This window comes from Rhodococcus sp. 14-2470-1a, from assembly GCF_002259425.1.
Classification (GTDB): domain Bacteria; phylum Actinomycetota; class Actinomycetes; order Mycobacteriales; family Mycobacteriaceae; genus Rhodococcoides; species Rhodococcoides fascians_E.
In genome coordinates this window covers 252,636-278,114 of record NZ_NPFZ01000033.1, presented here as the reverse complement: position 1 = coordinate 278,114, position 25,479 = coordinate 252,636, and the positions used below count along the sequence as shown (strand labels likewise).

Genomic DNA, 25,479 nt, shown 5'->3' with positions numbered 1-25,479 from the left:
GCACATGGCCCACTGGGGCATGTTCCGGGCCGACGCGGCGCACGGTGAGATAACCGGGATCACGCCCGACGCAGGCGATTCGAGCCCGTCACCCGTTCTGGGGAATCTTCCCGGATCGGTACGTCACCGCTCGCGCGTCACCGGACCGGCCGTGCGACGAGGGTGGCTCGAAGACGGGCCGGGTCCGAGCGAGCATCGCGGAAGCGATCAGTTCGTCTCCGTGACCTGGGACGAGCTCACCGACCTCCTCGCCGACGAACTCCGGCGGGTCATCGACCGGTACGGAAACACTGCGATCTACGGTGGGTCCTACGGGTGGGCCAGTGCCGGGCGCTTCCATCACGCCCAGTCCCAGGTTCATCGCTTCCTGAACTGCCTCGGTGGTTACACCCGGTCCGTGAACAGTTACTCCACCGGCGCCACGTCCGTGGTCATGCCGCACGTCGTCGGAGCGCACTGGAAGTTGTTCTCACGGTCGACATCCTGGAAAGTCATCGCGCGCGAGACCGACCTCCTGGTCGCGTTCGGCGGAGTGCCGGTGAAGAACACGTCCGTCAATCACGGCGGCACATCGAATCACCCCACCGAATCCGCACTCGCGGAACTCCGGGCTCGCGGCGGAAAAATCGTCACCGTCAGTCCGCTACGAGACGACATGTCGGGCGCTGCAACGTGGCTCGCGCCGCGTCCAGGCTCGGATGTTGCAGTGATGCTCGGGCTGGCTCACGTACTGGCGACCGAGAACCTGCTCGACCGAGAATTCCTGGACGAGTACACCACGGGATACGACGCGTTCGAGCACTACCTCCTCGGTGACACCGACGGCACACCGAAGTCCCCCGCATGGGCGTCCGAGAAATCCGGGCTGGCCCCCGAGGTGATCACCGAACTCGCCAGGTCGATGGCGTCGCAACGCACCTTGCTGACGGTCACCTGGTCCCTGCAGCGAGTGCGAAGCGGTGAGCAAGCCCCGTGGATGGGATTGACGCTGGCATCGATGCTCGGCCAGATCGGCATCCCGGGTGGGGGATTCGGCCACGGCTACGGCTCGATGAACGAGCCTGGTCTCGCACCGGTGCCGTACCCGTTGCCGACCCTTCCGCAGGGGCTGAATCCGGTCACGTCCTTCATTCCGGTGGCCGCGGTCTCGGACATGCTGCTCCGGCCCGGTGCCGAGTTCGACTACGACGGCAGGCGACTGACGTACCCCGACATCAAGCTCGTGCACTGGGCGGGGGGCAACCCGTTCCATCACCACCAGGACCTGGGACGACTGCGGCGCGCACTGGCGCGTCCGGACACCATCGTCGTGCATGATCCTTACTGGACGCCGATGGCCAAACACGCGGACATCGTCGTTCCGTCGACCACGTCGCTCGAACGTGAGGATCTGAGTTGCACCCGCAACGATCCGCTGCTCGTGGCCATGCACCGCGCCGTACCTCGATACGCCGATTCGCGTGACGACTACGACACCTTCGCGGCGTTGTCCGAGAAGCTGGGCGTGGCAGAGACATTCACCGAAGGTCGGTCGTCCCGGCAGTGGGTCGAGCATCTCTACGACCAGTGGCGCGGTTACCTACGCGCAGCCGGCGTCGACACCCCGGAGTTCGACGACTTCTGGCACACCGGTTCGTTCCGGATGACCACCGAGGACGACCTCACCCTGCTCGCCGACTATCGGGCGGACCCTCGACGGAACGCCCTGCGTACACCGAGCGGGAAGATCGAGATCTTCTCCGAGACGATCGCGGGCTTCGATTACGCCGACTGCATCGGACACCCGGCCTGGTTCGAACCGGACGAATGGTTGGGCGGCGCACGAGCTGCGACGTATCCTCTGCATTTGATCGCCAATCAGCCCCGCACTCGATTGCACAGCCAACTGGATCACGGTGCTACCAGCCAGGCGTCGAAAATCGGAGGGCGAGAGCCGATTCGGATCCATCCCGCCGCGGCTGCCGCGCGAGGGATCGCCGCGGGCGACGTGGTGAAGGTGTTCAACGACCGCGGAGCCTGCCTGGCCGGTGTGATCATCGACGACGCCATGATGGACAGCGTCGTACAACTGTCCACCGGTGCGTGGTACGACCCGCTCGACCCTGCCGATCCCGTCACGCTGTGCAAACACGGCAACCCGAACGTGCTGACGCCCGACGTCGGCACATCCTCGCTCGCACGAGGATCGACGGGTCAGCACGTTCTGGTGCAGATCGAACTCTACGACGGTGACCTGCCGCCGATCACCGCGTTCGATCCTCCCGAACTACTAGACAGAGCAGCAGTCAGAACACGATCCGACTGATCGTCTCCGCCACGAGCGCAGGCTTCGCCTCACCCTCGATCTCCAGCGTGCTGGTGGCGACGACCTGCAGAGCCCCACCGGACACTTCGTCCACCGATGTCAGCGTCGTCTGCAAGCGGACGTGCGAACCCACCTTCACCGGATTGACGAACCGAACCTTGTTGGAGCCGTAGTTGATTCCGAGTTTCGTGTTCTCGATGGTGTAGATCTGCCAGTTGAGCAGCGGAACGAGAGACAAACTCAAGTAACCGTGGGCGACCGGCGCACCGAACGGGCTTTCCTTCTTCGCGCGTTCGACATCGACATGGATCCACTGATGATCACCCGTGGCATCGGCGAACGTGTTCACCCGTTCCTGCGTGATCTGCAGCCAGTCACTGCTACCGAGGTCCTCGCCGACCGCTGCCTTCAATTGCTCAGGTGAAGTAAAAGTGCGCATGGTCACAGTATGCACGCGAGGGGACGTACTCCGCGTGTCACCTCGGTACGTAGCTGTCCGAAGCCGATCGCCGCCGCACTTCGTTTGTGTCAGGTCATCGTACGTCGACTGCGGCGTATGGAAATGCAGCGACGAGATTGTCCTGAATCTCTGCGAGATTGGGAATCGGACGATACTCGGTGCGAAGGGCCTCGATGTGCTCCGCATCCCATGCGAGGTCGGACGAATGCTGAACCGCTTTTCCATCGAATGCGGAGTAGTAGTCCTCGAACTTGTAGCCCTTGCCGCCTATCTCCTGCGTCAGCTCGATCCACGCATTCGGGATACCGTACGAGTCCGCGACGATGAGTCCGTGCAGGCTCGTGGACATCACGAACTCACAGGACGTGATGTCCGCGACGACCTTGGACGGCTTCCTCGACGGATCGATCAGCATGATGTTTCCCTCACGTGCGAGGGTCTGAACGACTGTGTCGCTCTTGTGCATCCAGTGATAGACGAGGCCGACTCGACCGGGCACCTGTTGCGAGGGCGGGTAGACCCTGCTTGCCAGAAGGCCCGGATCTCCGACTGCGATATAGCGGTCCTGGTCGACACGCCCCAGGGTGAGTTGCCCTCGTACGGCGTAGATATCGTACCCAGGATTGCTGAAGTTTCTCTCGGTGGTTCCCTCGCGCACTCCGAAACCGGAACCCCATATCTTCAACGTCTTCGGCGCGTTCATGAGCTGGACCATCTCCAGCGTCGAACCGGCGCCGGTGAACTCGCTGCCCTTCGGCCGTCTCCACGCACATTTCCGACCGAACAGAGACTTCACCAGCCCCGGGGTCAACTCGTCCCCGAAGTTCGGTCGAAGGCCGGTGAGTTTGAGCTGACGCCACCAGAATGTCTTGATCGCCGCAGTCATAGCGGAAAGATACCGCAGAGTTTTCAAGGCCGTGCGGTACTCGATCCGGCTGTAGTCGGCTTCGCGGCGTGAGCCGAACCCGGGCACGAATCCCGCGCGCCTACCGTGCGTCGGCTGCTGGGCTGAAGGTCAGCGAGATGGAATTGATGCAGTAACGCTGATCGGTGGGCGTCGGGTAACCCTCGCCCTCGAAGACGTGTCCGAGGTGACTGTGGCAGTTCTTGCAGATCACCTCGATGCGACGCATTCCGAGCGAGTTGTCCTCGTTCAGAATCACGGCGTCGCTGTCGGCCGGGTCGAAGAAGGACGGCCAGCCGCAGTGGGACTCGAACTTCTCGGTACTGCGGAACAGTTCCGCGCCGCATGCGCGGCATTCGTAGATACCTTCGGTGGTCGTGTCGGTGTATTCGCCGACGAAGGGGCGCTCGGTCCCGGCTTGCCGCAGAACCGCGTACTCCTCGGGGGAGAGTTTCTCTCGCCACTGCGCGTCGGTGAGCTGTACTGCTGGGGCAGGATTCTTGTCCGTCGCTGAACTCATGCCTTCACGCTAATACTATCCGCCGGACTTCGTCGTCTCCGCAGGTCGCGGGTCGTCCAGCGGATACTCTGGTTCGATTCCCCGGTCGAGTCGGCCGTCCTGCCTGGCGGCGTAGTAGCGCCCGACGAGCACGCCGAAGATGACGATGATCAGCAGGCTCCATCCGAAGGTGGTGCGCATGTAGTCGAATGCTCGTCCCGTGGTGTAGAACCGGCCGGACAGCCAGCGGTCGTAGCAGGTGAAGCCGTAGATCGCGAGCCAGGCAGGCCAGTTCCGGAGCACCGAGTTCTTCAGGACGACCGTCATCAGAAGCGGGAACAGCATCATCGAGTAGTACATCTGGCCCAGCGAACCCAGAAGCCAGTGTGCGGTGAGGACAAGGCCGGACGTGGTGGCGACGAAGAACAACCGGTCCTCGCGGCAGTACTTGTAGAGAATCCACAAGGAGGCCAGAACCATCAGTCCGAGAACGCCGCGGATTCCGAAGATCAGTACCTCGGGCAGACCGTAGTAGCGACCGTTTCCGACGACGGCGCTGTTGAAGTAGTCCCTGGACTCGAGCAGGTACGGGACGGTGCGGTTCACGAAGTCCATGGGGTCGACGGACAGCGGCCACGCGATCGCGGTGAAGACGAGAGGGATGGCGATTGCGGTGACGAACACCTTCCACTGTCTGGTCATCAGCGGAATGATCAGCAGGGGAACGAGAATGGGCTTGACCACGATCGTGAGACCGATCGCGACGCCTGCCCACAGGTCTTTCCGCTTCAACAGGAAACCGATGAACGCGACTTCACCGAGCAACACGAAACCGTTGAAGTTGGTGAACACCAGAGTGTTCGTCACTGTTTCACTGGCGAATGCGGCGAAGAGCAGGACCGGCGCGACGACGGAGTTCAGGCCGTAGCCGAAGATGCGCAGCAGAATGTACAGAGCAATCAGGATTGCGATGGTGCTGGCGAAGATGAACAGCCACCGCGAGCGTTCCGGGTCGATCACAGCGACGGGGGAGAGCAGCATCGTGGCCCCGGGCGGGTACAGGTAGTGCGGATCCACCGAATCGAAGTTCGCCGTGTAGACCGGCTGCCGGTTGAGAAACGCCAGTGCCGCGCGATACACCGGGGTGAAGTCGTCGGTGATGTCGCCGTTGATCGCTCGAACCAGGACCCGGTTGAGCACCGTCATGACGGCCAACGGCCACAACGCAAACTTGACTACTTCTGCGGTGGACCGGCCGGTTCGTGGCTCGAGGAAGCTAAGTGACACCTACGGAACGGTACATTGACCGCCCTGTCGGACCGACGTCAGACACCCCGGCCGTGACAACCCCCTCGGGCCTTGTTCCCGCCCTCGACCGCCCACGGCGTCTCATGCAGGGCACACGCTGCCGTCCGGCGGCAGGGCCGCGTCGGCGACGTAACCGGCGACCGCGGACTGAGCGCACGCCGAACCACCTACCGTGGGGTGACCCGCGCCCTGCCATGTCATCGACGCCGCCTGCGTACCCGTCGTCGCGATCATTCCGGAGACTGCAGCGAAACCTCCGTTGCCGACGACGGGATCCGCCGCGCCGCTGAGCAACAGCACCGGAATCGGTAGTTCCGAGGGCAGCGGCGCTGCGGGAGCCGTCGGCCAGGACGCACAGGCGAGTGCGGCCAGAGCCGCGTCGGTGCCGAAGACGGGATACAACTCCGACCATGATCCGGTGGCGTCGCGCACCGCCTGGGGCGACGGCCACTGCTGTCCGTCGGTGCAGCGGGCGACGAACTGCCCGTCCGTGCCGTAGGCGTCGGCAGCTCGGTCGGCCAACTGGGTCAGGGCTGCGGTGTCACCGGAACGTGCAGCAGAGAGTGTGGTGGACAGTGCGAGTGCGCGCTGCGTCGGATCGCCCGCCGACGATGCGAGGGCATAGGCGATTCCGTCGAGCAGCGCGTGGGTGGACAGCGGCCTCAGGGCCCCCGATCGTGCGCGCTGCACCAGCTCGGCAACGGCCGCACGGGGATCCGGGCCGAGCGAACAGTCGAGCGCGACGCATCGCCCGGCGAAGGCGGTGAAGGCAGCTTCGCGTCCCTGGGTCTTCTGTTCGGCAACGGTCATCTCATCCGCGCCGAGTCCGGTGGGCGAGTCGAGTACGAGTCGGGAGAGGCGGTCCGGGTACTGCGCGGCGAATGCCAATGCGGTGGACGCACCGTTTCCGGTGCCGATGAGTCCGACGCTGTCCACGCCCCACGTGAGTCGCAGTCGTTCCAGGTCGTCCGCTGCATACGACGTCGCGAAGGCCAGTTCCTGTGGTTGCAGAAGGTCGGTGCATTCGATGGTCGCGTCCCGGCCTGCGGTGACGGCTCGATCGACGGTGTCACCGCCTGCTCCGGCGAACTGTCCCAGATCCGCCAGGGCTGCGCGGGCGTCGAACTTGGTGCAGTCCACCGCAGTGGATCGGCCGATGCCGCGTCGGTCCACCGCGACCACAGGATTGGTTGCCAGAAGGGTCGCGCCCTGCCCTGCTGCCATGTCGGCAAGCGTCTCGATCGACGCGCGGTCCGCCCCTGACGTCAGCACCATCGGGGGAGCGTCGGCAGGCGTCCGATCCAGGCGAGCACGCAGCGCACCGACGGAGAAGGACCCGAACATCTCACCGGACGCGTCGACGGGCGCCTCGAAATCCGCGCATTCGAGGATCAGGCCGGGGGTACGAGGGGCGTAGCCGTATCGACCGAGGGTGTCCGACGTGCAGTCCTGCCAGGACAGATCCGTCACCGGAACCTGCAGTGCAGGAGGCTCCGGCGCGGGGTCCTCCGATTCGGTGTCGGCGGGCTGGCCCGGTGAGTTCTGCTCGACCGCCACGTCGGGTCGACCGGACGGCCCGGCCCCGCACCCGGCCGCGAACAAAGACAGACACACGACGAACACCAGCAACGATCGATTCTGCGTCACGCTGCGAGGCTATCTAGTTCCCGCACCGCGCGGTCGGCGACCCATCCGACCAGGCGGTCGGCGACACATCCGACCAGGCCGGTCAGTGTTCGGTTCGGTGCTTGACCCACCTGGTCAGCAGTGTGCCGTCGTCGTCGGCGACGACGTGCGCCCTCGTCATGCGCCGGACCGCGCCGGATGCGGAGTGCGAGATCCTGCCGGCAGACCCCGCCACGAGGAGAGGCGACACCGTGAGGCAGACGTCGTCCACGGCGTCGTCGGCGATCAGCTGGCCGAACAGTCCCGGGCCACCCTCGCACAGGACGCGGTGAAGACCGAGACCGTCCAGCGCGCCGAGTAGGTCGCCGGTCGTCACGGTCGTCTCACCTGCCTCGACGATCCGGGCTCCGGCGTCGGACAGTGCCTTCTTCTTGTCGGCGGACGCGGCTGCAGTGGTCACGACGATCGGAGTGACGGTGGTGTCGGTGAACACTCGCGCGTCGGGGTCGAGTTCGGCGGAGGCCGTCACGACCACGACTGGGGGGAGTTCGTCCAACCCGCGGTCGACGCGTGCCCGGCGGGTGTCGTCGGGCAGGGAGACGCCTCCGTAATTTTCGGCGCGCACGGTTCCGGCGCCGACGAGGACCGCGTCGGTCAAGGACCGTAGGACCCCGAAGACTGCCTGGTCGGCGGGCGTCCCGAGGCCGGCGGACACGCCGTCGGCCGTCACTGCTCCGTCGATGCTGGCCACGAAGTTCGCCCGAATCCACGGGCGCCGGGGTCGAGGGGGATAGGCGTACAGGCGCGACAGGTCGGCCTCGTCCAGCCGGCCCTTCGCGACGCGTGACACATCGCTCTCGGATGTGAAGTAGGTCGCAATATCCAGTAGCTGCATAAGGTAGATAACACCACGTCGCTACGCTCGTTCAATGCCTGCACGTCTTGTCGATCGAAACCCCGTCGTTCCATCCGATCAGTTGATCGCTCAAATGGTTCCGCCGGCCATGTTCGACGACGTCAGCTTCTCGTCGTACATTCCCGATCCGAACGAGCCGAGCCAGGCCGAGGCGGTCGCGAAGGCTGAGGCGTTCGCGCAGAAGGTCACCAAGATCCGCGGAAAGGGTGGCAAGCGCGGCCTCTTCGGCAAGAAGACCCCGGCAACCGGCGCGGGCCTGTACCTCGACGGCGGGTTCGGCGTCGGCAAGACCCACCTGTTGGCGTCGATCTTCCACAGCGTGCCCGAGCCCAAGGCATTCGGAACGTTCGTGGAGCTGACACATGTGGTCGGGGCGCTCGGCTTCAACCAGGCACTCGATCAGCTGTCGAACCACAGTGTCCTGTGCATCGACGAGTTCGAACTCGACGACCCGGGTGACACCATGCTGGTGTCCCGTCTGCTGTCCGAGCTCTCCGCACGTGGAGTGTCCATCGTCGCGACGTCGAACACTCTCCCCGGACAGCTGGGCGAGGGCAGGTTCGCTGCCGAGGACTTCATGCGCGAGATCAAGAAGCTCGGGTCGATCTTCGAGTCGATTCGTGTCGACGGCCCCGACTACCGACACCGCGACCTTCCGCCTGCTCCCGATCCCACCTCCGAGTCCGAACTGGTCGAGCGCGCGAACCACGTCGAGGGCGCAACTCTCGACGATTTCGACGAGTTGCTCGCACATCTGAGTACGTTGCACCCGTCGCGGTACGGCAAGCTGCTCGACGGCGTCGAGGCGGTCTTCTGGAAGAACGTGCACCCCGCTGCCGACCAGGCGGTCGCACTCCGACTTGTCGTGTTGGCCGACCGCCTGTACGACGCGAGCATCCCGGTGACGGCGTCCGGCGGAAAGCTCGACGAAATCTTCACCGAGGAGATGTTGGCAGGCGGGTATCGCAAGAAGTACCTGCGTGCCACCTCGCGCCTGCTCGCACTGTCTCGTTTCGCAGCCGTCGGCTGACGTCAGAGGACTCGTTCGAACACGAAATCATCGTGTACCTCGGCACCGACGGTGAACGTCTTGGTGCCCACACGGTGGAACCCGTGCTTGGCGTAGTAGCGCTGAGCTCGCGCGTTCTGCTGGTTGACGCCCAACCAGATTCCAGCGCAGCCGAAGTCGAACGCCAACGCCACGGTCGCCGCCATCAGTGCCGCCGACACTTCGCTGCCGTGATGACCCGGTAGGACGTACATCTTGGACAGTTCCATCGTCGGCGATGTCGACAGGACGGCGCTGATCGAGGGGTCGGCCGGCTCGCCGCGAATCAGCATGGCGTACCCGACGATCGAGTTGTCTTCACGCGCGGCGAGAATCGTCCGATCCGGATCGTCCAGGTAGTCGGCGAACCGTTCGTGGGAGAGCACCTCGCCGATGAAGGCTTCGATCGACTCCTTGGTCGACCCGGGTGGACAGGCCAGCGGAAACGTCACGGCGGCGACGTCGGCGAGTTGTTCGGCTTCCCAGATTCCGGCTCGGCCCACGATCACGGTCACAGTCGGTCCACCGCCTCTTTGGCTTCGCGCAGCGGCAACCCGGTGCGGGACCGCAGGAGTTTGATCGCTGCGAGCGAGTTTCCCTCGTGTTTGAGCGTGCGAAGCGTCGGTTCGATGTCGGCCCACAGGACCCCTGTCGATGCGAGCGGCGCCGGGGGTTTCGTCGAGTCCGTGCGCTTGCCCGGACGTTTACGAGCCAGCAGCCACGCAGCGAGAACCGCTGCGTCGATCAGAACGAGTGCAACGACGAACCATCCCCAGGTGGGCATGAGACAAGTAGAACATTCGAGCAGTTTCCTACCGCACGGGGACTCGCCGACGCGATTACCGGGCTGTGCCGAACAAGGGTGACGCGTGCTCGAACGATCGCTCGGCGACGCGGTGCTTGGCTGCGGACAGGTCGTGGCCTGCACCGTCGATCTCGAGCAACTCCGTCGGCCCGGGGATCGATGCGATTGCCAGCCTCAGCTCGTCGGGTGTGCCGAATGGATCCTTCGTGCCCGAGACGAACAGGGTGGGGATATCTATTCCGGGTAGGTGCGCGGTACGTGCCTTGTCGGGTTTGCCCGGCGGATGCAATGGATAGGACAACAGCAGCGCACCGACGGCGGAGAGCCCCTCCGACACCGTCATCGATGCCTGGCGGCCTCCATAGGAGTGTCCTCCCACCACGAGAGGCGCTGCGGTGAGGCTGCCGAGATATTCGACCGCGAGCACCACACTGTTTCGATCGGCCGCGGACTTCGACGGATGCGGTGGGCCGGACGGCTTCGCCTGCCGGAACGCCAGATCGAACCGCAGAACCGTCACCCCGTGCGCGGACCATGTGGTGGCGACGTCGACGAGGAACTTGGCCGAGCAGTCACCGCCGGCCCCGTGCGTCAGTGCGAGTGCGGCCACCTCCGGCCCGTCGGGCCGATGAAGATACCCACGAACTCCGTCGACACCGTGCACTTCGTGGGTGTCGGTGGGCGCCTCAGACATCCGGCGTCGAGTCCTCCTTCAGGCCGCCGTTGTCGTCGACCATGTCTGCGAATGCCGTCCCGGACACCATGCCGTCCGTTCCGGGCAGCGTGACTGTCGGCCGTGCGCCGGGTTCGTACTGGGCATCGATCTCCGCCGCGTCGGACTTCGCCTTCTCCTCGGTGCTCGGATCCGTGGTCGGTGTGACACCTTCGGCGCCACTGTCTGCCTCGTTCGTACGGTCGGCCATCGGTGGGGTTCCTTCCGGTCGGGGATATCCCTCCAGAGTGCACGTGTATGACCTGAATCACCACCCCTGCACGGGTCCAGACCACAAATGCCCTCCAGCACGGGGCTGAAGGGCATTCTCGGATGGTGCGCGATACTGGGATTGAACCAGTGACCTCTTCCGTGTCAGGGAAGCGCTCTCCCGCTGAGCTAATCGCGCAGGCGAACATCGAACGAGCGGATGACGGGATTCGAACCCGCGACCCTCACCTTGGCAAGGTGATGCGCTACCACTGCGCCACATCCGCATGTGCATCGAACGCTACATCCGAGGACGGATCCAGCGGGCGATGCGGTGAAACCACCGACATTCAGTCGGACGAAAAGAACCCCGGCACAAGACCGGGGTTCTTCGCGTGGTGCGCGATACTGGGATTGAACCAGTGACCTCTTCCGTGTCAGGGAAGCGCTCTCCCGCTGAGCTAATCGCGCAGGTACTTGCATCGAAGACGGCTGCCTCCGACACACTGCGAGGTGGAGACGGGAATCGAACCCGTGTGCACGGCTTTGCAGGCCGTTGCCTCACCACTCGGCCACTCCACCATGGGCCAGGCGTTCTCTCGATTGCCCTTGATCCGAATCGGCACAAGCTCTCGCTGATTCGGCCCTGAGATTGTTCCAGCCTCGAGCGGATGACGGGATTCGAACCCGCGACCCTCACCTTGGCAAGGTGATGCGCTACCACTGCGCCACATCCGCGTGCCCCGCGGAACCGTTACCGTCTCCGTGGTGCGGTGAAAACACTAGACCAACTTCTGGCGAACTCACAAATCGCCTTGTCAGTGCCGCTGTCGGTTGCTCGAGTGGCGTCACTGTCGGGTCGGGGGCGAGCGCCGACACGGGGAAGAGTCTGTACGGAACGCTCGACGAACAGGGCGATTCGAGTATCCCGCGGTACGCATGTTAATGTTCTGCCTCGTTCGAGAGGCGTACATCGCGGTCGGACGATGACGGTCCCGTGGCTCAGTGGAAGAGCGTCCGCTTCACACGCGGAAGGTCGCTGGTTCGATCCCAGCCGGGACCACTCGAAGCAAACAACGAGCCCCCGCACCAAGCCCCACGCACCGAGCGTGGGGCTTGTGTTGTCTCACGCGCCGGTAACCTGATGCGGTGACTGCAGACGATCGCGCCGAAACCGCGCACGACGACGGCGTATTCGACCGGGTGTCGGAACGACGACGCCAGTTCCGTGCCAAGATCAGAGCCAATCCCACTCTCGATCTCGCGTACCGAATCACGGTCGCCGTGGTCGGGCTGATCGTGCTGGGGCTCGGAATCCTGGCGATTCCGTATCCGGGTCCCGGGTGGCTGATCGTCTTCGCGGGCCTCGGCATTCTCGCGTCGGAATTCACGTGGGCGCATCGGCTCCTGAAGTTCGCGCGCAAGCACTACGACCGATTCATGGAGTGGTTCTCGCACCAGTCCGTGTTCGTCAAAGGGCTCGGTGTACTGCTGACCACGGCCGTCGTGCTGGTGACGTTGTGGTTGCTCGGTACGTTCTCGCTCATCGGCGGGTGGTTCGGTCTCGACTGGAGTTGGCTGTCCAGTCCACTGTGACGACGCGTCCGCGATGTGACGGCGAACGTGCACCCGAGAGCCGATAGGCTGTCCTCGGTCTCACCGACCGCCGCTATCCACTTACACCGGGATCTTCCCTGCGAGGATCGACCAAGGAGTACATCGCCGTGACCATGCCCGTAACCGCCGTCTCGCCCGCCCGCATCATGGTGCCGGCCGGAACGACTGCCGGAACGGCACTTCGGGACACGGGCTTGCCCAACAAGGGACCTGACGCGATCGTCGTCGTGCGTGACGCCGACGGCAAGCTTCGCGATCTGTCCTGGGCTCCCGACGGCGATGCCGAGGTCGAGCCGGTGGCCGCGAACACCGAGGACGGCCGCAGTGTCATCAGGCATTCCGCCGCGCACGTCCTGGCGCAGGCGGTCCAGGACCTGTTTCCCGGTGCGAAGTTGGGCATCGGCCCGTTCATCAAGGACGGCTTCTACTACGACTTCGACGCCCCGCAGCCGTTCACTCCCGAGGACCTGACCGCGCTCGAGAAGAAGATGAAGCAGATCGTGAAGGCCGGCCAGCGATTCTCGCGTCGCGTCTACGACTCGATCGATCAGGCCCGAGAGGAACTGGCGAACGAGCCGTACAAGCTGGAACTGGTCAACGACAAGTCCGGCATCGACGATCCCGAGATCATGGAGGTCGGCGGCGGAGAGCTGACCGCGTACGACAATCTGAATCCGCGGACGGGGGACCGAATCTGGGGCGACCTGTGCCGCGGCCCCCATATACCGACCACCAAGTACATCCCTGCGTTCAAGTTGACCCGCAGTTCCGCCGCCTACTGGCGCGGCAACCAGGACAACGCCGGTTTGCAGCGCATCTACGGAACCGCGTGGGAATCTTCCGAGGCTCTCGATCGCCACCTGGAGCTGCTGGCCGAGGCGGAGCGCCGCGACCACCGCAAGCTCGGGTCGGAGCTCGACCTCTTCAGCTTCCCGGACGAGCTGGGATCCGGGCTCCCGGTGTTCCACCCCAAGGGCGGCATCATCAGAAACGAGCTGGAGAACTATTCCCGGCAGCGGCACATCGAAGAGGGATACGACTTCGTCAACACCCCGCACATCACCAAGGGGCACCTGTACGAGGTGTCCGGCCACCTGGACTGGTATCGCGACGGGATGTTCCCGGCCATGCATCTCGACGCCGAGCTCGACGAGAGCGGTGCTGTGCGCAAACCCGGCCAGGATTACTACCTCAAGCCGATGAACTGCCCGATGCACAACCTGATCTTCCGCTCGCGGGGGCGCTCGTATCGTGAACTGCCCTTGCGGTTGTTCGAGTTCGGAACCGTGTACCGCTACGAGAAGTCCGGAGTAATCCACGGACTCACCCGCGTTCGAGGTCTGACCCAGGACGACGCCCACATCTTCTGCACTCGTGCGCAGATGCGCGACGAATTGACCACGACGCTCGAATTCGTTCTCGGTCTGCTCAAGGACTACGGGCTCGACGACTTCTATCTGGAGTTGTCCACTCGCAACCCGGACAAGTCGGTCGGCAGCGACGAAGTGTGGGAGGAAGCGACCAACACGCTCGCCGAGGTGGCAGCCGCGTCCGGTCTCGATCTGGTTCCCGATCCGGGTGGCGCGGCGTTCTACGGCCCGAAGATCTCGGTTCAGGCGAAGGACGCACTGGGTAGGACATGGCAGATGTCCACCATCCAGCTCGACTTCAACCTGCCCGAGCGCTTCGAGCTCGAGTACACCGCTACCGGGGGAAGCAAAGAACGCCCGGTGATGATTCACCGAGCACTGTTCGGCTCGATCGAGCGGTTCTTCGGTGTACTCACCGAGCACTACGCGGGTGCGTTCCCGGCGTGGCTGTCCCCAGTGCAGGTCGTCGGTATCCCGGTGGCAGAGGTGCATCAGGATCATCTGTTCGCTGTGGTGGCCGAACTGAAGAAGCGCGGAATCCGGGCAGAGGTCGATGCGTCGGACGACCGCATGCAGAAGAAGATCTTCAACCAGACCGCGCAGAAGGTGCCGTTCATGCTCCTCGCCGGCGAACGTGACGTGGAAGCCGGAGCGGTCAGCTTCCGGTTCCGCGACGGCACTCAGGTCAACGGAGTCGCGACCGACCGAGCTGTCGAGCTGATCGCGGACTGGATCAGCTCGCGCAACAACGCATCTCCCACCGCAACCCTCGTCGCCGAGACCTCAGGAGTGAGCTGACCATGCCCGACAAGGACGCGGCGATCGTCGACACCGGTTTCGGTGACCCCGATCGACTCCAACGTCTGTGGACGCCGCACCGCATGTCCTACATCACCGAAGCTCCCGGTGAGAACAGCAAGTCCAGCGAACCGTTCTCGGACATTCCGAAGATGAGCGACGAGGACGGGCTCGTGGTCGCGCGAGGCGAGCAGGTGTACGCGGTGCTCAACCTCTACCCGTACAACCCCGGGCACACGATGGTCGTCCCGTACCGGCGCGTCGCTGCGTTGGAGGATCTGACGCCCGCCGAGAGCGCCGAGCTCATGTCGTTCACTCAGCACGCCATCAGGACCATCAAGCGCGTGTCCAACCCGCACGGTTTCAACGTCGGACTGAACCTGGGTGCGGCAGCCGGAGGATCGTTGGCCGAGCATCTGCATCAGCACATCGTTCCCAGGTGGGGCGGCGACGCGAATTTCATCACCGTCGTCGGTGGAGCGAAGGTCATGCCGCAGCTGCTGCGTGACACGCGGGCTCTGCTGGCGTCGGCCTGGGCCGAATGAACATACGTCGAAAGGGGGGGTCGCGGTGCTGAGCATTCTCGGTAGGACTCCGATGTCCAAGGTGACGGCACCGCTCGGTCGAGCGCTCAACGCCACCGGACTGACTCCCAATTCGGTCACGCTGATCGGCACCGTCGTGACGGTGGCTGCCGCCGTGACGATGTTCCCGGCCGGGTACCTCTTCTGGGGCACGATGGTGATCACGCTGTTCGTGCTGTTCGACATGCTCGACGGTGCGATGGCGCGCGCACGCGGTGGCGGAACGAAGTACGGAGCGGTACTCGACGCGACCTGTGACCGCGTCGCGGACGGCGCGATCTTCGCCGGCCTCGCCTGGTGGGCGGTGTACAGCGAGCAGGACAAGCTGCTGCTGATCGCAACTCTGGTGTGCCTCGTGACGTCGCAGGTCATCTCCTACGCGAAGGCGCGCGCGGAAGCCAGCGGTCTGTCGGCGGACGGTGGATGGATCGAACGGCCCGACCGCCTGGTCATCGTTCTGGTCGGTGCAGGACTGACCGGAATCGGTCGGCACTACGACGTTCCCTGGCTCGACAGCCTCATCTACCCGGCAATGTGGGTTCTCGCCGTGCTCAGCGTGGTCACGGTGTTCCAACGAGTGCTTGCCGTGCGCCGCTCCGAGGGCGCCAGGGACATCATCAGCAAGGAACCTGCGGCCACGACCGACGGCGACGCGAAGACCGATACGCCGTGACTCTCGGCGAGCGCGTCGGCGACGCGGGGTACGCCGCGGGCTGGCGCCTGGTGAGATCGCTTCCGGCCGGGCTGGCGACCCGACTGTTCGACGCCGGAGCGGACGTCGCGGCCCGTCGGGGCGGCGGCCCGGCTCAACTCCGTCGAAACCTCTCACGCGTGCTGGGCACCACAGCGGACCAGGTGCCCGACGAGCTAATCCGTGCGTCGTTGCGCTCCTACGCCCGATACTGGCGAGAGGCATTCCGCCTTCCGTCGATGGACCTCGATGAGTTGGCGGCGTCGCTCGATTCGAGCATCCACGGCCAGGAACACCTGAACGCTGCGCTCGCCGACGGTCGCGGCGCGGTGCTCGCGCTGCCGCACAGCGGAAACTGGGACATGGCCGGTGTGTGGCTGGCACGGACTCACGGCACCTTCGCGACCGTCGCGGAACGGTTGAAACCCGAATCGCTCTACCAGCGGTTCGTGGCCTACCGAGAAAGCCTCGGTTTCGAGATCTTCCCGCTCAGCGGAGGGGAGGTGCCGCCGTTCGCGGCGCTGTCGGAACGTCTGCGGGAGAACAAAGTCGTCTGCCTGCTGAGCGAACGCGATCTGGCCAGGCACGGTGTGCCCGTCACGTTCTTCGGGGAGCCGACACGAATGGCGGCGGGCCCGGCTCGCCTCGCGATCGACACAGGCGCGCACTTGCTGCCCGTGCACTGCTACTTCGACGGCGATGCCTGGGGCTTCTCCATCTCACCGCGCATCGACGTGGGCGGGGGAGTCGAGACCGCCACGCAGCAGCTCGCCGACCGCTTCGCCGACAACATCGCGACCTATCCCGCCGACTGGCACATGCTCCAACCTCTGTGGATGGACGACCTGTCCGATTCGCGGCGAGCACGGATCGAGGGCACGTGAAGATCGGGATGGTCTGTCCGTACTCCTTCGACGTGCCGGGTGGAGTTCAGGCACACGTGCAGCAGCTCGCCGAGGTGTTCATCGAACGGGGTCACCGAGTGAGCGTCCTCGCACCGGCGTCCGACGACACCGAACTACCCGACTTCGTCGTCTCCGCGGGTGAGGCCCTGGCCATTCCGTACAACGGCTCGGTGGCAAGGCTCCGGTTCGGGCCGGTCACCTACTCGCGCATTCGGAAGTGGATCGCCGAGAACGACTTCGACGTCCTGCACATTCACGAACCGAATGCCCCGAGCCTGTCGATGCTGGCGCTCAAGGCCGCCGACGGCCCGATAGTGGCGACCTTTCACACTTCCACCACGAAGTCGTTGGTACTCAGTACGTTTCAGGGTGTTCTCCGTCCCTACCACGAAAAGATCAGCGGACGGATCGCGGTATCCGAACTCGCCCGCCGGTGGCAGGTCGAGGCACTCGGCAGCGATGCCGTCGAAATCCCCAACGGTGTCGACGTACCGGCCTTCCGACGCGCACCGCTGCTTCCCGGGTATCCCCGAGCCGGCGGCACCGTACTGTTCCTCGGCCGCTTCGACGAACCACGCAAAGGCATGGCGGTGCTGCTGCGCGCGCTTCCGACACTCGTCGAGCGACACCCCGACGTCGAGATACTCGTCGTCGGACGCGGTGACGAGGACAAACTACGAAAGGAAGCGGGCGCGGCAGCGTCGCATCTGCGGTTCCTCGGGCAGGTCGACGACGAGGAGAAGGCGTCGGCGATGCGGAGTGCCGACGTGTACTGCGCCCCCAACCTCGGCGGCGAGAGCTTCGGGATCGTGCTCGTGGAGGCGATGGCGTCGGGTACCGCTGTGGTGGCCAGTGAGCTCGACGCGTTCCGGCGGGTCCTTCGCGACGGCACCGCCGGCCTGTTGGTGCCGATCGACGACGACGTCGCCCTCGCCGATGCCGTCGACGCGGTGCTGTCCTCGGACGATGTCAGGGACCGCGTGGTGCAGGCGGCGACCCGGGCTGTGGCGGAATACGATTGGCCGGTCGTCGCCGAGCAGATCATGCGGGTCTACGAGACCGTGACCGTCGGGGGACAGAAAGTGCGGGCGGCGAGCTGATGACACTGTCCGCGTTGACGATTCTGATCGTCGGTCTCGTCGCGGTACTGGTCCTGGTGATCGGGCTGTGGGCCTATGCGACGGCCAACCGCCTCGATCGGCTGCACGTCCGCTCGGACCTGTCGTGGCAGTCGCTCGACTCCGCACTGGCGCGCCGCGCCGTGGTGGCCAGAGCCGTGGCGTCGGCGACCAGGGCCCAGCTGGAGGACAGTCGGCGATTGGCGGCGCTGGCCGACGCCGCCGAACGCGCCGACCGCGCACATCGTGAGGCGGCCGAGAACGCGGTGTCGGTGGCGCTGGCGGCGCTCGATCCTGCCGATCTGCCCCCGCAACTGGTAGCCGAGCTCGCCGACGCCGAAGCCCGGGTGCTGATCGCGCGCAGGTTCCACAACGATGCGGTGCGAGACACGTTGGCGCTGCGCACGACCGCGGCGGTTCGTGCACTGCACCTGGGCGGAACTGCGCCCCTGCCGACGTACTTCGAGATTGCCGAGCGGTCGGCGTCCGACACCTTCGGGTCCGAGGGGCGAGCGGTGCAGCGCACCTCGGCGAGAGTCGTTCTCGTCGACGAACGAGGCCGGGTGCTTCTTCTGCGCGGCCACGATCCGACGGTTCCCGACGTGTATTTCTGGTTCACCATCGGCGGCGCCGTCGAGTCCGGCGAGAGCCTCCGCGAGGCCGCTGTCCGTGAGGTCCGGGAGGAAACGGGTCTGGGCGTGGCGTCGACCGAGTTGAAGGGGCCGATGTGGCGGCGTGTGGCCACGTTCCCGTTCAACGGAGTGCTCCTGCGGTCCGAGGAGCTGTTCTTCGCGTCGAGGACTCAGGAGTTCGAGCCCGAACATTCGGGATTCACCGACTTCGAGCGTCGAACGGTGACGGGCCACAAGTGGTGCACCGAGGACGACATCAGGTCACTCGCGGCGATCGGCGAGACGGTGTATCCGCAGGATCTCGCCGAACTGCTCGACGAGGTCAACATCGTGCTTGCGCGTAGAACCGAACCGGACGTACGCGCTATCCGCTGAGGCCGACGGACACGGCGGAACGGAGCGCTCGGTCAGGGGTCCAGCAATTCTCGACTGGCTATGGGAACAAATGCCAGTTCGGTCTACTCTCGGGCACGCCTCGCTTCGAGGTAGTCCCGTGTTCCCTCAGCTGCAGGAGAGTCCTTTGAGTACGCCCATCGTTCCCGCATCAGACGTCGAAGACAACGGCCGGGGGACAGCACGCGTCAAGCGCGGCATGGCCGAAATGCTCAAGGGCGGCGTGATCATGGACGTGGTCACCGCCGATCAGGCCAAGATCGCCGAGGATGCAGGGGCCGTGGCGGTCATGGCGCTCGAACGTGTTCCGGCGGACATCCGCGCGCAGGGTGGTGTGTCGCGGATGAGCGATCCGGACATGATCGACAGCATCATCGCCGCGGTGTCCATCCCCGTCATGGCGAAGGCGAGGATCGGCCACTTCGTCGAAGCGCAGATACTCCAGAGTCTCGGCGTCGACTACGTCGACGAATCCGAGGTGCTGACCCCGGCGGACTACGCCAACCACATCGACAAATGGAACTTCACCGTCCCGTTCGTGTGCGGCGCAACCAATCTCGGCGAAGCGCTGCGTCGGATCACCGAAGGCGCAGCGATGATCAGGTCCAAGGGCGAGGCGGGTACCGGCGACGTGTCCAACGCGACCACGCACATGCGCAAGATCCGCGACGAGATTCGCCGACTCACGTCGCTGCCCGAAGACGAGCTGTACGTCGCGGCAAAGGAACTTCAGGCTCCCCACGACCTGGTCGTGGAGGTCGCACGTGCGGGCAAGCTGCCCGTGACCCTGTTCACGGCCGGCGGCATCGCTACGCCGGCTGACGCTGCGATGATGATGCAACTCGGTGCGGAGGGCGTCTTCGTCGGATCCGGAATCTTCAAGTCCGGCAACCCGAAGGAGCGTGCCGAGGCGATCGTCAAGGCGACGACCTTCCACGACGACCCCGACGTCCTCGCCAAGGTCTCGCGTGGCCTGGGTGAGGCCATGGTGGGCATCAACGTCGACGATCTTCCGGTTGCTCACCGTTTGGCCGAACGCGGCTGGTGACGTCTCAGGCCTGGAGTATCGCGGGCCGGTCCGGGTGATCCCAGCGGACCACGACGTCCGCAGTCGGTGCCTCGTCGTAGAACTCGAGCAGCGGTGCAACCGTCCATGCGTCGGCCTCGGGGGTCCGGCGCCGCATGGTGGCTTCGCTGATCTTCAGGTGCACCGTCACCGCTGCATCGGGAATGCGTCCGAGGGCCGTCGGACCGGCGATCAGCAGAACATGGTCGGGAGCCGCGTCGACGAGGCTCGCCCTCGCGGACCGATCGGCCACCTCGTCCCAGAGCCGGGGTAGGAACGTTCCTCGGCCTCCGGGACGCATCGGGGCAACGACCTCACGCTCCACCGCGGCGAAGTCGAACCAGGCTGTCCGATAGGTCAACTCGTCGGTCCGAGAGTACTCGAATCGCAGTGAGGCGGGCCGCACGTAATCGTGGAGATCGATCACGTCACAACGCCGTCCGGACGCGCCCACGAGGTCACGGACCGTCCCGGCGAAATCGACCGGACCAGCAGCGTCGACGCCGTCGATCACACCGATTGCGCGGCGGCCGTGGGGAATTCGATCGGCCACTGCCCGGGCGAGTAGTTCCGGGAAAATCGGCACAGGCGTCGGCAGGTCTCGGTTCGGCACCGGTTCATCTTGCCTGTTTCCGCGCTTGTTAGCCTTCACCAGCAGCGACGAGAGGTGAACAATGGCCAGTATCGAGGACATTCTCGAATTGGAACGTATCGAGAACGACATCTTCCGTGGTCGAACCTTCCCGAGCATGTTGCAGCGGACGTTCGGCGGGCAGGTCGCCGGGCAGGCTCTGGTGTCGGCCGTCAACACAGTCGCCGACGACTACCGCGTGCACTCGTTGCACGGTTACTTCATCCGGCCGGGCAACCCCACGGAGCCGACCGTCTACATGGTCGAGCGCATCCGTGACGGCAGGTCCTTCTGTACGCGCCGTGTCACCGGAATTCAGGACGGCAAGGCGATCTTCACCATGTCCGCGTCGTTCCACGTCGACGACGACGGCATCTCGCACCAGGACACGATGCCCCGCGTCGTCGATCCGGAGACCTTGCCGGACCCGCGCACCCTTCCGGAGTTCGACAATTCGTTCTACGAGGAGTGGAAGGAATGGGACATCCGCAAGGTCCCCGATGAGCAGACCGAGAAATACCCGAGCCTCGCCGCCCAGCAGCGAGTGTGGTTTCGTTACCGCGATCGGTTGCCGGACAATCAGGTGTTCCACGTCTGCGCGCTCGCGTACATGTCCGACATGACCCTGATCGGCTCGGCGAAGGTCCCACACCCGGGCGTGGCGACTCAGACGGCGTCACTCGATCACGCGTTGTGGTTCCTGCGCCCGTTCCGCGCCGACGAATGGCTGCTGTACGACCAGACGTCGCCGTCCGCGGACTTCGGGCGTGCGCTGGCACAGGGCCGAATTTTCGACCGGCAGGGTCGCATGGTCGCCGCCGTAGTGCAGGAAGGTCTGATGCGCTTCGAGCGGGATCGAACGAAATCGGCCACCGATCCGTTCAAGCCCAGGTGACCGGGCCTCGCATCGGTGTACTCGCGTTGCAGGGCGACGTCCGAGAACACCTCGCTGCGCTGAGCTCGAGCGGCGCCGAGGCAGTCGCGGTACGCCGGCCCGCGGAGTTGGACGGCGTCGACGGACTCGTCGTTCCCGGCGGCGAATCGACGACGATGAGCAGGCTTCTGACGGTCTTCGAACTGCTCGAACCGCTGCGTGCCCGGCTGCGTGACGGACTACCCGCTTACGGATCGTGTGCGGGAATGATCATGTTGGCGAGTGAAGTTCTCGATACCAGAGAGGACGCCCAGCATCTCGACGCCCTCGACATCACCGTGCGGCGCAATGCCTTCGGTCGTCAGGTCGACTCCTTCGAAACCGATCTCGAGTTCGCTGGAATCGACGGCGACCCCCTGCGCGCGGTGTTCATCCGAGCGCCGTGGGTGGAACGCGTCGGCGACGGCGTGGAGGTCCTCGCCACCGTTCCCGACGGTCCCGCCGCGGGTCGCGTCGTCGCGGTGCGCCAGGGGCCCGTCATGGCCACCAGCTTTCATCCCGAGGTCACCGGTGACCGTCGCGTACACGGACTCTTCGTCGACCTCGTGCGTGGGGTCTGAGCGGCGACGTTCGCACGTTTGCGGACGTGTATGGAGTCGGTGCCGGTCGAGCACGCGTAAACTACGAACACTTGTTGTAAGTACGAAAGGGGCTCCATCGCATGAGCGGCCACTCCAAATGGGCCACCACCAAGCACAAGAAGGCGGTGATCGACGCCAAGCGTGGCAAGTCGTTCGCCAAACTCATCAAGAACATCGAGGTGGCGGCCCGCACCGGTGGTGGCGATCCCACAGGTAATCCGACGCTGTTCGACGCCATCCAGAAGGCGAAGAAGACGTCGGTTCCCAACGACAACATCGAGCGTGCGCGCAAGCGCGGCGCGGGCGAGGAAGCCGGCGGCGCCGACTGGCAGACCATCATGTACGAGGGCTACGGACCCAACGGTGTGGCGGTGCTCATCGAGTGCCTCACCGACAACCGCAACCGCGCCGCGGGCGAGGTTCGGGTGGCGATGACCCGCAACGGCGGCAACATGGCGGACCCGGGATCGGTGTCGTACCTGTTCTCGCGCAAGGGTCTGGTGACGTTGGAGAAGAACGGTCAGTCCGAGGACGACGTCCTGATGGCGGTTCTCGACGCCGGTGCCGAGGAAGTCACCGACAACGGCGACACCTTCGAGATCGTCAGTGAGCCAACCGATCTCGTTGCAGTCCGAACGGCGCTGCAGGAGGCCGGGATCGACTACGATTCGGCCGAGGCCAGCTTCCAGGCGTCGGTGAGCGTTCCCGTCGACGTCGACGGTGCACGCAAGGTGTTCAAGTTGATCGACGCGCTCGAGGACAGTGACGACGTTCAGAACGTCTACTCCAACGTCGAACTGTCGGACGAGGTTCTCGCGCAACTCGACGAGGACTGACCCGTCGGCGGCCGGTCGGGTGTCGCACACGCCCGCTCGGCCTGCCCTCCGCTACGCTATCGAACAACAGTTCGTAAGCGGAAGGTGAACACGTGCGAGTGATGGGCGTCGACCCAGGCTTGACCCGGTGCGGGTTGAGTTTGATCGAGGGCGGTTCGGGGCGCAGTGTCATCGCATTGGACGTCGATGTCGTGCGCACTCCGGCGGACATGGATCTGGCGCAGCGTTTGCTCCGAATCTCCGAGGCCGCGGAGTATTGGCTCGATACTCATAAGCCTGACGTCGTCGCCGTCGAGCGCGTGTTCGCGCAACACAACGTGCGCACCGCGATGGGCACGGCGCAAGCCGGGGGAGTGATCGCGCTCGCCGCAGCCCGCCGAGGCATCGACGTCTGCTTTCACACTCCCAGCGAGGTGAAAGCCGCGGTCACGGGCAACGGTAGTGCGGACAAAGCGCAGGTCACAGCCATGGTCATGCGGATTCTCGGACTGCAGACCGCACCGACTCCCGCCGACGCGGCCGATGCTCTCGCTCTGGGTATCTGTCACTGCTGGCGCGCGCCGATGATCGCAAGGATGGCGAAGGCCGAGGCGATGGCCAAAGAACAGCGGCGAAAGTACGAGGTACGGCTGGCCGAGGAGCGTAAAGCACGGGCAGCCGCGGCGAAGAAGAGCGCCCGAGCCGTAGCGGCTCGGGCTGTCGGAGAGGCGGGCGTCGGATGATCGCATCCATCCGCGGGGAAGTACTGGACATCGCGCTCGACCACGCAGTCCTCGAAGCGTCCGGGGTCGGATATCGAGTCAACGCGACACCCTCGACACTCGCGTCGTTGACTCGGGGATCCGAGTCCAGACTGCTGACGACCATGATCGTCCGCGAGGACTCGATGACCCTCTACGGGTTCTCGGACACCGAGTCACGGGACCTGTTCGTACTGTTGCTGACGGTGTCCGGTGTCGGGCCTCGTATCGCGATGGCCACCCTCGCCGTGCTCGATCCGGCGGCGTTGCGGACCGCCTTGGCGGACGGCAACGTCACTGCGTTGACGCGTGTACCCGGGATCGGAAAACGCGGTGCCGAACGGATGGTCGTCGAACTGCGGGACAAGGTCGACGCCATCGTCGGCGGAGGGGGAGCGTCCGCGACGCCGACCGCAGGCGCGAGCGGCGGCGCGGTGCACGATCAGATCGTCGAAGCCCTCACCGGACTCGGATTCGCGGTCAAACAAGCCGAGGACGCGACAGCATCCGTACTGGCCGCTCAGCCCGACGCGTCGACGTCGGCTGCGCTACGCTCCGCGCTCGCGTACCTGGGTAAGACGAGATGACCGACGACGCCGACCTCGAGGACTCACAGGTGACCGCGGAGGTCACCGCGGACGACGTCGACGTCGAGACCAGTCTGCGCCCGAAATCGCTGACGGACTTCATCGGTCAGCCGCGAGTGCGTGAGCAACTCCAACTCGTCCTGACCGGTGCGAAGCTTCGTGGCGGCACACCCGATCACATCCTGATGTCGGGCCCACCCGGGCTCGGCAAGACGTCGATGGCGATGATCATCGCCCAGGAACTGGGTACGTCGTTGCGACTGACGTCGGGGCCCGCGCTCGAACGGGCAGGTGATCTCGCCGCCATGCTCAGCAACCTCGTCGAGGGCGACGTGCTGTTCATCGACGAGATCCACCGAATCGCGCGCCCGGCCGAGGAGATGCTGTACCTCGCCATGGAGGACTTCCGTGTCGACGTGGTGGTGGGCAAGGGGCCGGGCGCCACCTCCATCCCTCTCGAAGTCGCGCCGTTCACTTTGGTCGGAGCCACCACCCGATCGGGCGCCCTCACCGGACCGCTGAGGGATCGCTTCGGCTTCGTCGCGCACATGGACTTCTACGAACCCGAGGAACTGCAGCGGATACTCGTGCGCTCGGCAGGCATCCTCGGCGTGCCGATCGACGCGGCAGGATGCGCCGAGATCGCCGGACGCTCGCGCGGTACCCCACGTATCGCGAACCGCCTGCTTCGCCGAGTGCGCGACTACGCCGAGGTGCGCGGGGACGGCACCGTGACCAAACAGACGGCGCAGGAAGCGCTCGTCGTCTACGACGTCGACCAGTTGGGTCTGGACAGGCTGGACCGAGCGGTTCTCAGCGCGTTGATCCGGAGCTTCGGAGGCGGGCCCGTCGGCGTGTCGACACTCGCGGTCGCCGTCGGAGAGGAACCGTCGACGGTGGAAGAAGTGTGTGAGCCGTTTCTGGTACGCGCGGGCATGGTTGCACGGACTCCCCGTGGACGGGTGGCGACGGCAGCAGCGTGGCAGCATCTCGGTCTCGTGCCCCCACCGGACCTCGCCATCGGCGGTATTTCCGTGCGAACGAACGAAGCTCAGCAGGGATTATTCGAGTAATTGCCCGGCAAAGCTCAGGAGCCGGACAAGTCGGCAGTGAGGTAATGGCACACTGGACCCGACGCACGGCACTCCGAATGCGCGCGACGAGCTCGCTATCGGACGCCGACACGACAAGAACAACGACACC

27 protein-coding genes and 6 tRNA genes are annotated in these 25,479 nt (G+C 65.0%); 17 read left to right on the top strand and 16 right to left on the bottom strand.

Going from position 1 to position 25,479, the window contains the following annotated elements; all coding sequences use genetic code 11:
• Positions 1 to 4 precede the first annotated feature (4 nt).
• Complete coding sequence (locus CH292_RS23445; RefSeq protein ID WP_179278060.1) at positions 5 to 2,305, top strand: molybdopterin-dependent oxidoreductase; 2,301 nt, start codon at positions 5 to 7, stop codon at positions 2,303 to 2,305.
• On the opposite strand, the gene CH292_RS23440 is transcribed toward CH292_RS23445, so the two are convergent.
• From CH292_RS23440 to CH292_RS23415, 6 genes are all read right to left on the bottom strand, one after another.
• A complete protein-coding gene (locus tag CH292_RS23440; protein ID WP_027498535.1) occupies positions 2,286 to 2,744 on the bottom strand; it encodes a MaoC family dehydratase in 459 nt (152 codons plus the stop codon). The two genes, CH292_RS23445 and CH292_RS23440, sit on opposite strands and share 20 nt — an antisense overlap.
• 94 nt (positions 2,745 to 2,838) lie before the next feature.
• On the bottom strand, positions 2,839 to 3,651 hold the full coding sequence (locus CH292_RS23435; RefSeq protein ID WP_143545551.1) for a polysaccharide pyruvyl transferase family protein: 813 nt from the start codon (positions 3,649 to 3,651) through the stop codon (positions 2,839 to 2,841).
• 100 nt (positions 3,652 to 3,751) lie between these two features.
• A complete protein-coding gene (msrB, locus tag CH292_RS23430; protein WP_020110158.1) occupies positions 3,752 to 4,189 on the bottom strand; it encodes a peptide-methionine (R)-S-oxide reductase MsrB in 438 nt (145 codons plus the stop codon).
• A gap of 15 nt (positions 4,190 to 4,204) precedes the next feature.
• Positions 4,205 to 5,455: a glycosyltransferase family 87 protein gene (locus tag CH292_RS23425; protein ID WP_019664014.1), complete on the bottom strand. Its 1,251-nt coding sequence runs from the start codon at positions 5,453 to 5,455 to the stop codon at positions 4,205 to 4,207.
• Between the two features lie 102 nt (positions 5,456 to 5,557).
• Positions 5,558 to 7,123, bottom strand: a complete 1,566-nt coding sequence (locus tag CH292_RS23420) for an alpha/beta hydrolase (RefSeq protein WP_094655841.1) — start codon at positions 7,121 to 7,123, stop codon at positions 5,558 to 5,560.
• 82 nt (positions 7,124 to 7,205) lie between these two features.
• Positions 7,206 to 7,997, bottom strand: coding sequence for a pyrimidine reductase family protein (locus CH292_RS23415; RefSeq protein ID WP_094655840.1), 792 nt, complete (start codon positions 7,995 to 7,997; stop codon positions 7,206 to 7,208).
• A gap of 34 nt (positions 7,998 to 8,031) precedes the next feature.
• On the opposite strand from CH292_RS23415, the gene zapE reads away from it, so the two are divergent.
• The gene (gene zapE / locus CH292_RS23410) at positions 8,032 to 9,048 is read left to right on the top strand and encodes a cell division protein ZapE (RefSeq protein ID WP_019664011.1); all 1,017 of its coding nucleotides are present in this window, start codon (positions 8,032 to 8,034) and stop codon (positions 9,046 to 9,048) included.
• A gap of 2 nt (positions 9,049 to 9,050) precedes the next feature.
• Here the strand turns inward: zapE and CH292_RS23405 are convergent, their stop codons facing one another.
• The 9 genes from CH292_RS23405 to CH292_RS23365 all read right to left on the bottom strand — a co-directional run bounded on the left by CH292_RS23405 (position 9,051) and on the right by CH292_RS23365 (position 11,531).
• Positions 9,051 to 9,581 carry a GNAT family N-acetyltransferase gene (locus CH292_RS23405; protein ID WP_094655839.1) on the bottom strand — a complete coding sequence of 177 codons (531 nt, stop codon included), beginning with the start codon at positions 9,579 to 9,581 and terminating at the stop codon, positions 9,051 to 9,053.
• Positions 9,578 to 9,850: a hypothetical protein gene (locus CH292_RS23400; protein WP_019664009.1), complete on the bottom strand. Its 273-nt coding sequence runs from the start codon at positions 9,848 to 9,850 to the stop codon at positions 9,578 to 9,580. Before CH292_RS23400 ends, CH292_RS23405 begins: the two co-directional genes overlap by 4 nt.
• A 55-nt stretch (positions 9,851 to 9,905) precedes the next feature.
• Positions 9,906 to 10,565: an alpha/beta family hydrolase gene (locus tag CH292_RS23395; protein ID WP_094655838.1), complete on the bottom strand. Its 660-nt coding sequence runs from the start codon at positions 10,563 to 10,565 to the stop codon at positions 9,906 to 9,908.
• Complete coding sequence (locus CH292_RS23390) at positions 10,558 to 10,794, bottom strand: hypothetical protein (protein ID WP_094628128.1); 237 nt, start codon at positions 10,792 to 10,794, stop codon at positions 10,558 to 10,560. Before CH292_RS23390 ends, CH292_RS23395 begins: the two co-directional genes overlap by 8 nt.
• A gap of 123 nt (positions 10,795 to 10,917) precedes the next feature.
• Positions 10,918 to 10,992: transfer RNA gene (locus CH292_RS23385), tRNA-Val, on the bottom strand.
• Between the two features lie 16 nt (positions 10,993 to 11,008).
• Positions 11,009 to 11,080 (bottom strand) — tRNA-Gly (locus CH292_RS23380).
• A gap of 109 nt (positions 11,081 to 11,189) precedes the next feature.
• Positions 11,190 to 11,264, bottom strand: a tRNA-Val gene (locus tag CH292_RS23375).
• A gap of 40 nt (positions 11,265 to 11,304) precedes the next feature.
• Positions 11,305 to 11,375, bottom strand: a tRNA-Cys gene (locus tag CH292_RS23370).
• An 84-nt stretch (positions 11,376 to 11,459) separates the two neighbouring features.
• Positions 11,460 to 11,531: transfer RNA gene (locus CH292_RS23365), tRNA-Gly, on the bottom strand.
• 253 nt (positions 11,532 to 11,784) lie between these two features.
• Between CH292_RS23365 and CH292_RS23360 the strand changes: the two genes are divergently transcribed.
• The 9 genes from CH292_RS23360 (at position 11,785) to pdxS (ending at position 19,949) form a co-directional block, all read left to right on the top strand.
• Positions 11,785 to 11,856 (top strand) — tRNA-Val (locus CH292_RS23360).
• A gap of 140 nt (positions 11,857 to 11,996) precedes the next feature.
• Positions 11,997 to 12,389 carry a TIGR02611 family protein gene (locus CH292_RS23355; RefSeq protein ID WP_179278059.1) on the top strand — a complete coding sequence of 131 codons (393 nt, stop codon included), beginning with the start codon at positions 11,997 to 11,999 and terminating at the stop codon, positions 12,387 to 12,389.
• A 134-nt stretch (positions 12,390 to 12,523) separates the two neighbouring features.
• The gene (gene thrS, locus CH292_RS23350) at positions 12,524 to 14,578 is read left to right on the top strand and encodes a threonine--tRNA ligase (protein ID WP_094655884.1); all 2,055 of its coding nucleotides are present in this window, start codon (positions 12,524 to 12,526) and stop codon (positions 14,576 to 14,578) included.
• A gap of 2 nt (positions 14,579 to 14,580) precedes the next feature.
• Complete coding sequence (locus tag CH292_RS23345) at positions 14,581 to 15,123, top strand: HIT domain-containing protein (RefSeq protein ID WP_019664004.1); 543 nt, start codon at positions 14,581 to 14,583, stop codon at positions 15,121 to 15,123.
• A gap of 25 nt (positions 15,124 to 15,148) precedes the next feature.
• The gene (gene pgsA, locus CH292_RS23340) at positions 15,149 to 15,835 is read left to right on the top strand and encodes a phosphatidylinositol phosphate synthase (protein ID WP_019664003.1); all 687 of its coding nucleotides are present in this window, start codon (positions 15,149 to 15,151) and stop codon (positions 15,833 to 15,835) included.
• Positions 15,832 to 16,737 carry a phosphatidylinositol mannoside acyltransferase gene (locus tag CH292_RS23335; RefSeq protein WP_094655836.1) on the top strand — a complete coding sequence of 302 codons (906 nt, stop codon included), beginning with the start codon at positions 15,832 to 15,834 and terminating at the stop codon, positions 16,735 to 16,737. The genes pgsA and CH292_RS23335 overlap by 4 nt, the downstream gene beginning before the upstream one ends.
• Positions 16,734 to 17,858 (top strand): glycosyltransferase family 4 protein, encoded by a 1,125-nt coding sequence (locus tag CH292_RS23330; protein WP_019664001.1) that lies wholly within the window; start codon positions 16,734 to 16,736, stop codon positions 17,856 to 17,858. The genes CH292_RS23335 and CH292_RS23330 overlap by 4 nt, the downstream gene beginning before the upstream one ends.
• Positions 17,858 to 18,883, top strand: a complete 1,026-nt coding sequence (locus CH292_RS23325; protein WP_019664000.1) for an NUDIX hydrolase — start codon at positions 17,858 to 17,860, stop codon at positions 18,881 to 18,883. Before CH292_RS23330 ends, CH292_RS23325 begins: the two co-directional genes overlap by 1 nt.
• Positions 18,884 to 19,001: 118 nt before the next feature.
• Positions 19,002 to 19,949 carry a pyridoxal 5'-phosphate synthase lyase subunit PdxS gene (pdxS, locus tag CH292_RS23320; RefSeq protein ID WP_019663999.1) on the top strand — a complete coding sequence of 316 codons (948 nt, stop codon included), beginning with the start codon at positions 19,002 to 19,004 and terminating at the stop codon, positions 19,947 to 19,949.
• Positions 19,950 to 19,953: 4 nt separating this feature from the next.
• On the opposite strand, the gene CH292_RS23315 is transcribed toward pdxS, so the two are convergent.
• On the bottom strand, positions 19,954 to 20,520 hold the full coding sequence (locus CH292_RS23315) for a hypothetical protein (RefSeq protein WP_020110150.1): 567 nt from the start codon (positions 20,518 to 20,520) through the stop codon (positions 19,954 to 19,956).
• Between the two features lie 121 nt (positions 20,521 to 20,641).
• Between CH292_RS23315 and CH292_RS23310 the strand changes: the two genes are divergently transcribed.
• The 6 genes from CH292_RS23310 to ruvB all read left to right on the top strand — a co-directional run bounded on the left by CH292_RS23310 (position 20,642) and on the right by ruvB (position 25,349).
• The gene (locus CH292_RS23310; RefSeq protein ID WP_019663997.1) at positions 20,642 to 21,493 is read left to right on the top strand and encodes an acyl-CoA thioesterase II; all 852 of its coding nucleotides are present in this window, start codon (positions 20,642 to 20,644) and stop codon (positions 21,491 to 21,493) included.
• Positions 21,490 to 22,092, top strand: coding sequence for a pyridoxal 5'-phosphate synthase glutaminase subunit PdxT (pdxT, locus tag CH292_RS23305; RefSeq protein WP_020110149.1), 603 nt, complete (start codon positions 21,490 to 21,492; stop codon positions 22,090 to 22,092). The genes CH292_RS23310 and pdxT overlap by 4 nt, the downstream gene beginning before the upstream one ends.
• A gap of 101 nt (positions 22,093 to 22,193) precedes the next feature.
• Positions 22,194 to 22,949 carry a YebC/PmpR family DNA-binding transcriptional regulator gene (locus tag CH292_RS23300; protein ID WP_019663995.1) on the top strand — a complete coding sequence of 252 codons (756 nt, stop codon included), beginning with the start codon at positions 22,194 to 22,196 and terminating at the stop codon, positions 22,947 to 22,949.
• A 92-nt stretch (positions 22,950 to 23,041) separates the two neighbouring features.
• Positions 23,042 to 23,671, top strand: coding sequence for a crossover junction endodeoxyribonuclease RuvC (ruvC, locus tag CH292_RS23295; RefSeq protein WP_019663994.1), 630 nt, complete (start codon positions 23,042 to 23,044; stop codon positions 23,669 to 23,671).
• Complete coding sequence (ruvA, locus tag CH292_RS23290) at positions 23,668 to 24,276, top strand: Holliday junction branch migration protein RuvA (protein WP_019663993.1); 609 nt, start codon at positions 23,668 to 23,670, stop codon at positions 24,274 to 24,276. Before ruvC ends, ruvA begins: the two co-directional genes overlap by 4 nt.
• On the top strand, positions 24,273 to 25,349 hold the full coding sequence (ruvB, locus tag CH292_RS23285) for a Holliday junction branch migration DNA helicase RuvB (protein WP_020110147.1): 1,077 nt from the start codon (positions 24,273 to 24,275) through the stop codon (positions 25,347 to 25,349). Before ruvA ends, ruvB begins: the two co-directional genes overlap by 4 nt.
• Positions 25,350 to 25,479: the final 130 nt, after the last annotated feature.

Bases quoted from the DNA above. Each gene is read 5' to 3' on its own strand.
- ruvB (WP_020110147.1), top strand. From the start codon at position 24,273: ATGACCGACGACGCCGACCTCGAGGACTCACAGGTGACCGCGGAGGTC.
- zapE (WP_019664011.1), top strand. From the start codon at position 8,032: ATGCCTGCACGTCTTGTCGATCGAAACCCCGTCGTTCCATCCGATCAG.
- thrS (WP_094655884.1), top strand. From the start codon at position 12,524: ATGCCCGTAACCGCCGTCTCGCCCGCCCGCATCATGGTGCCGGCCGGA.
- CH292_RS23310 (WP_019663997.1), top strand. From the start codon at position 20,642: ATGGCCAGTATCGAGGACATTCTCGAATTGGAACGTATCGAGAACGAC.
- CH292_RS23300 (WP_019663995.1), top strand. From the start codon at position 22,194: ATGAGCGGCCACTCCAAATGGGCCACCACCAAGCACAAGAAGGCGGTG.
- CH292_RS23395 (WP_094655838.1), bottom strand. From the start codon at position 10,565: ATGTCTGAGGCGCCCACCGACACCCACGAAGTGCACGGTGTCGACGGA.
- CH292_RS23435 (WP_143545551.1), bottom strand. From the start codon at position 3,651: ATGACTGCGGCGATCAAGACATTCTGGTGGCGTCAGCTCAAACTCACC.
- CH292_RS23325 (WP_019664000.1), top strand. From the start codon at position 17,858: ATGACACTGTCCGCGTTGACGATTCTGATCGTCGGTCTCGTCGCGGTA.
- CH292_RS23345 (WP_019664004.1), top strand. From the start codon at position 14,581: ATGCCCGACAAGGACGCGGCGATCGTCGACACCGGTTTCGGTGACCCC.
- CH292_RS23415 (WP_094655840.1), bottom strand. From the start codon at position 7,997: ATGCAGCTACTGGATATTGCGACCTACTTCACATCCGAGAGCGATGTG.
- CH292_RS23390 (WP_094628128.1), bottom strand. From the start codon at position 10,794: ATGGCCGACCGTACGAACGAGGCAGACAGTGGCGCCGAAGGTGTCACA.
- CH292_RS23440 (WP_027498535.1), bottom strand. From the start codon at position 2,744: ATGCGCACTTTTACTTCACCTGAGCAATTGAAGGCAGCGGTCGGCGAG.
- CH292_RS23445 (WP_179278060.1), top strand. From the start codon at position 5: ATGGCCCACTGGGGCATGTTCCGGGCCGACGCGGCGCACGGTGAGATA.
- msrB (WP_020110158.1), bottom strand. From the start codon at position 4,189: ATGAGTTCAGCGACGGACAAGAATCCTGCCCCAGCAGTACAGCTCACC.
- CH292_RS23400 (WP_019664009.1), bottom strand. From the start codon at position 9,850: ATGCCCACCTGGGGATGGTTCGTCGTTGCACTCGTTCTGATCGACGCA.
- ruvA (WP_019663993.1), top strand. From the start codon at position 23,668: ATGATCGCATCCATCCGCGGGGAAGTACTGGACATCGCGCTCGACCAC.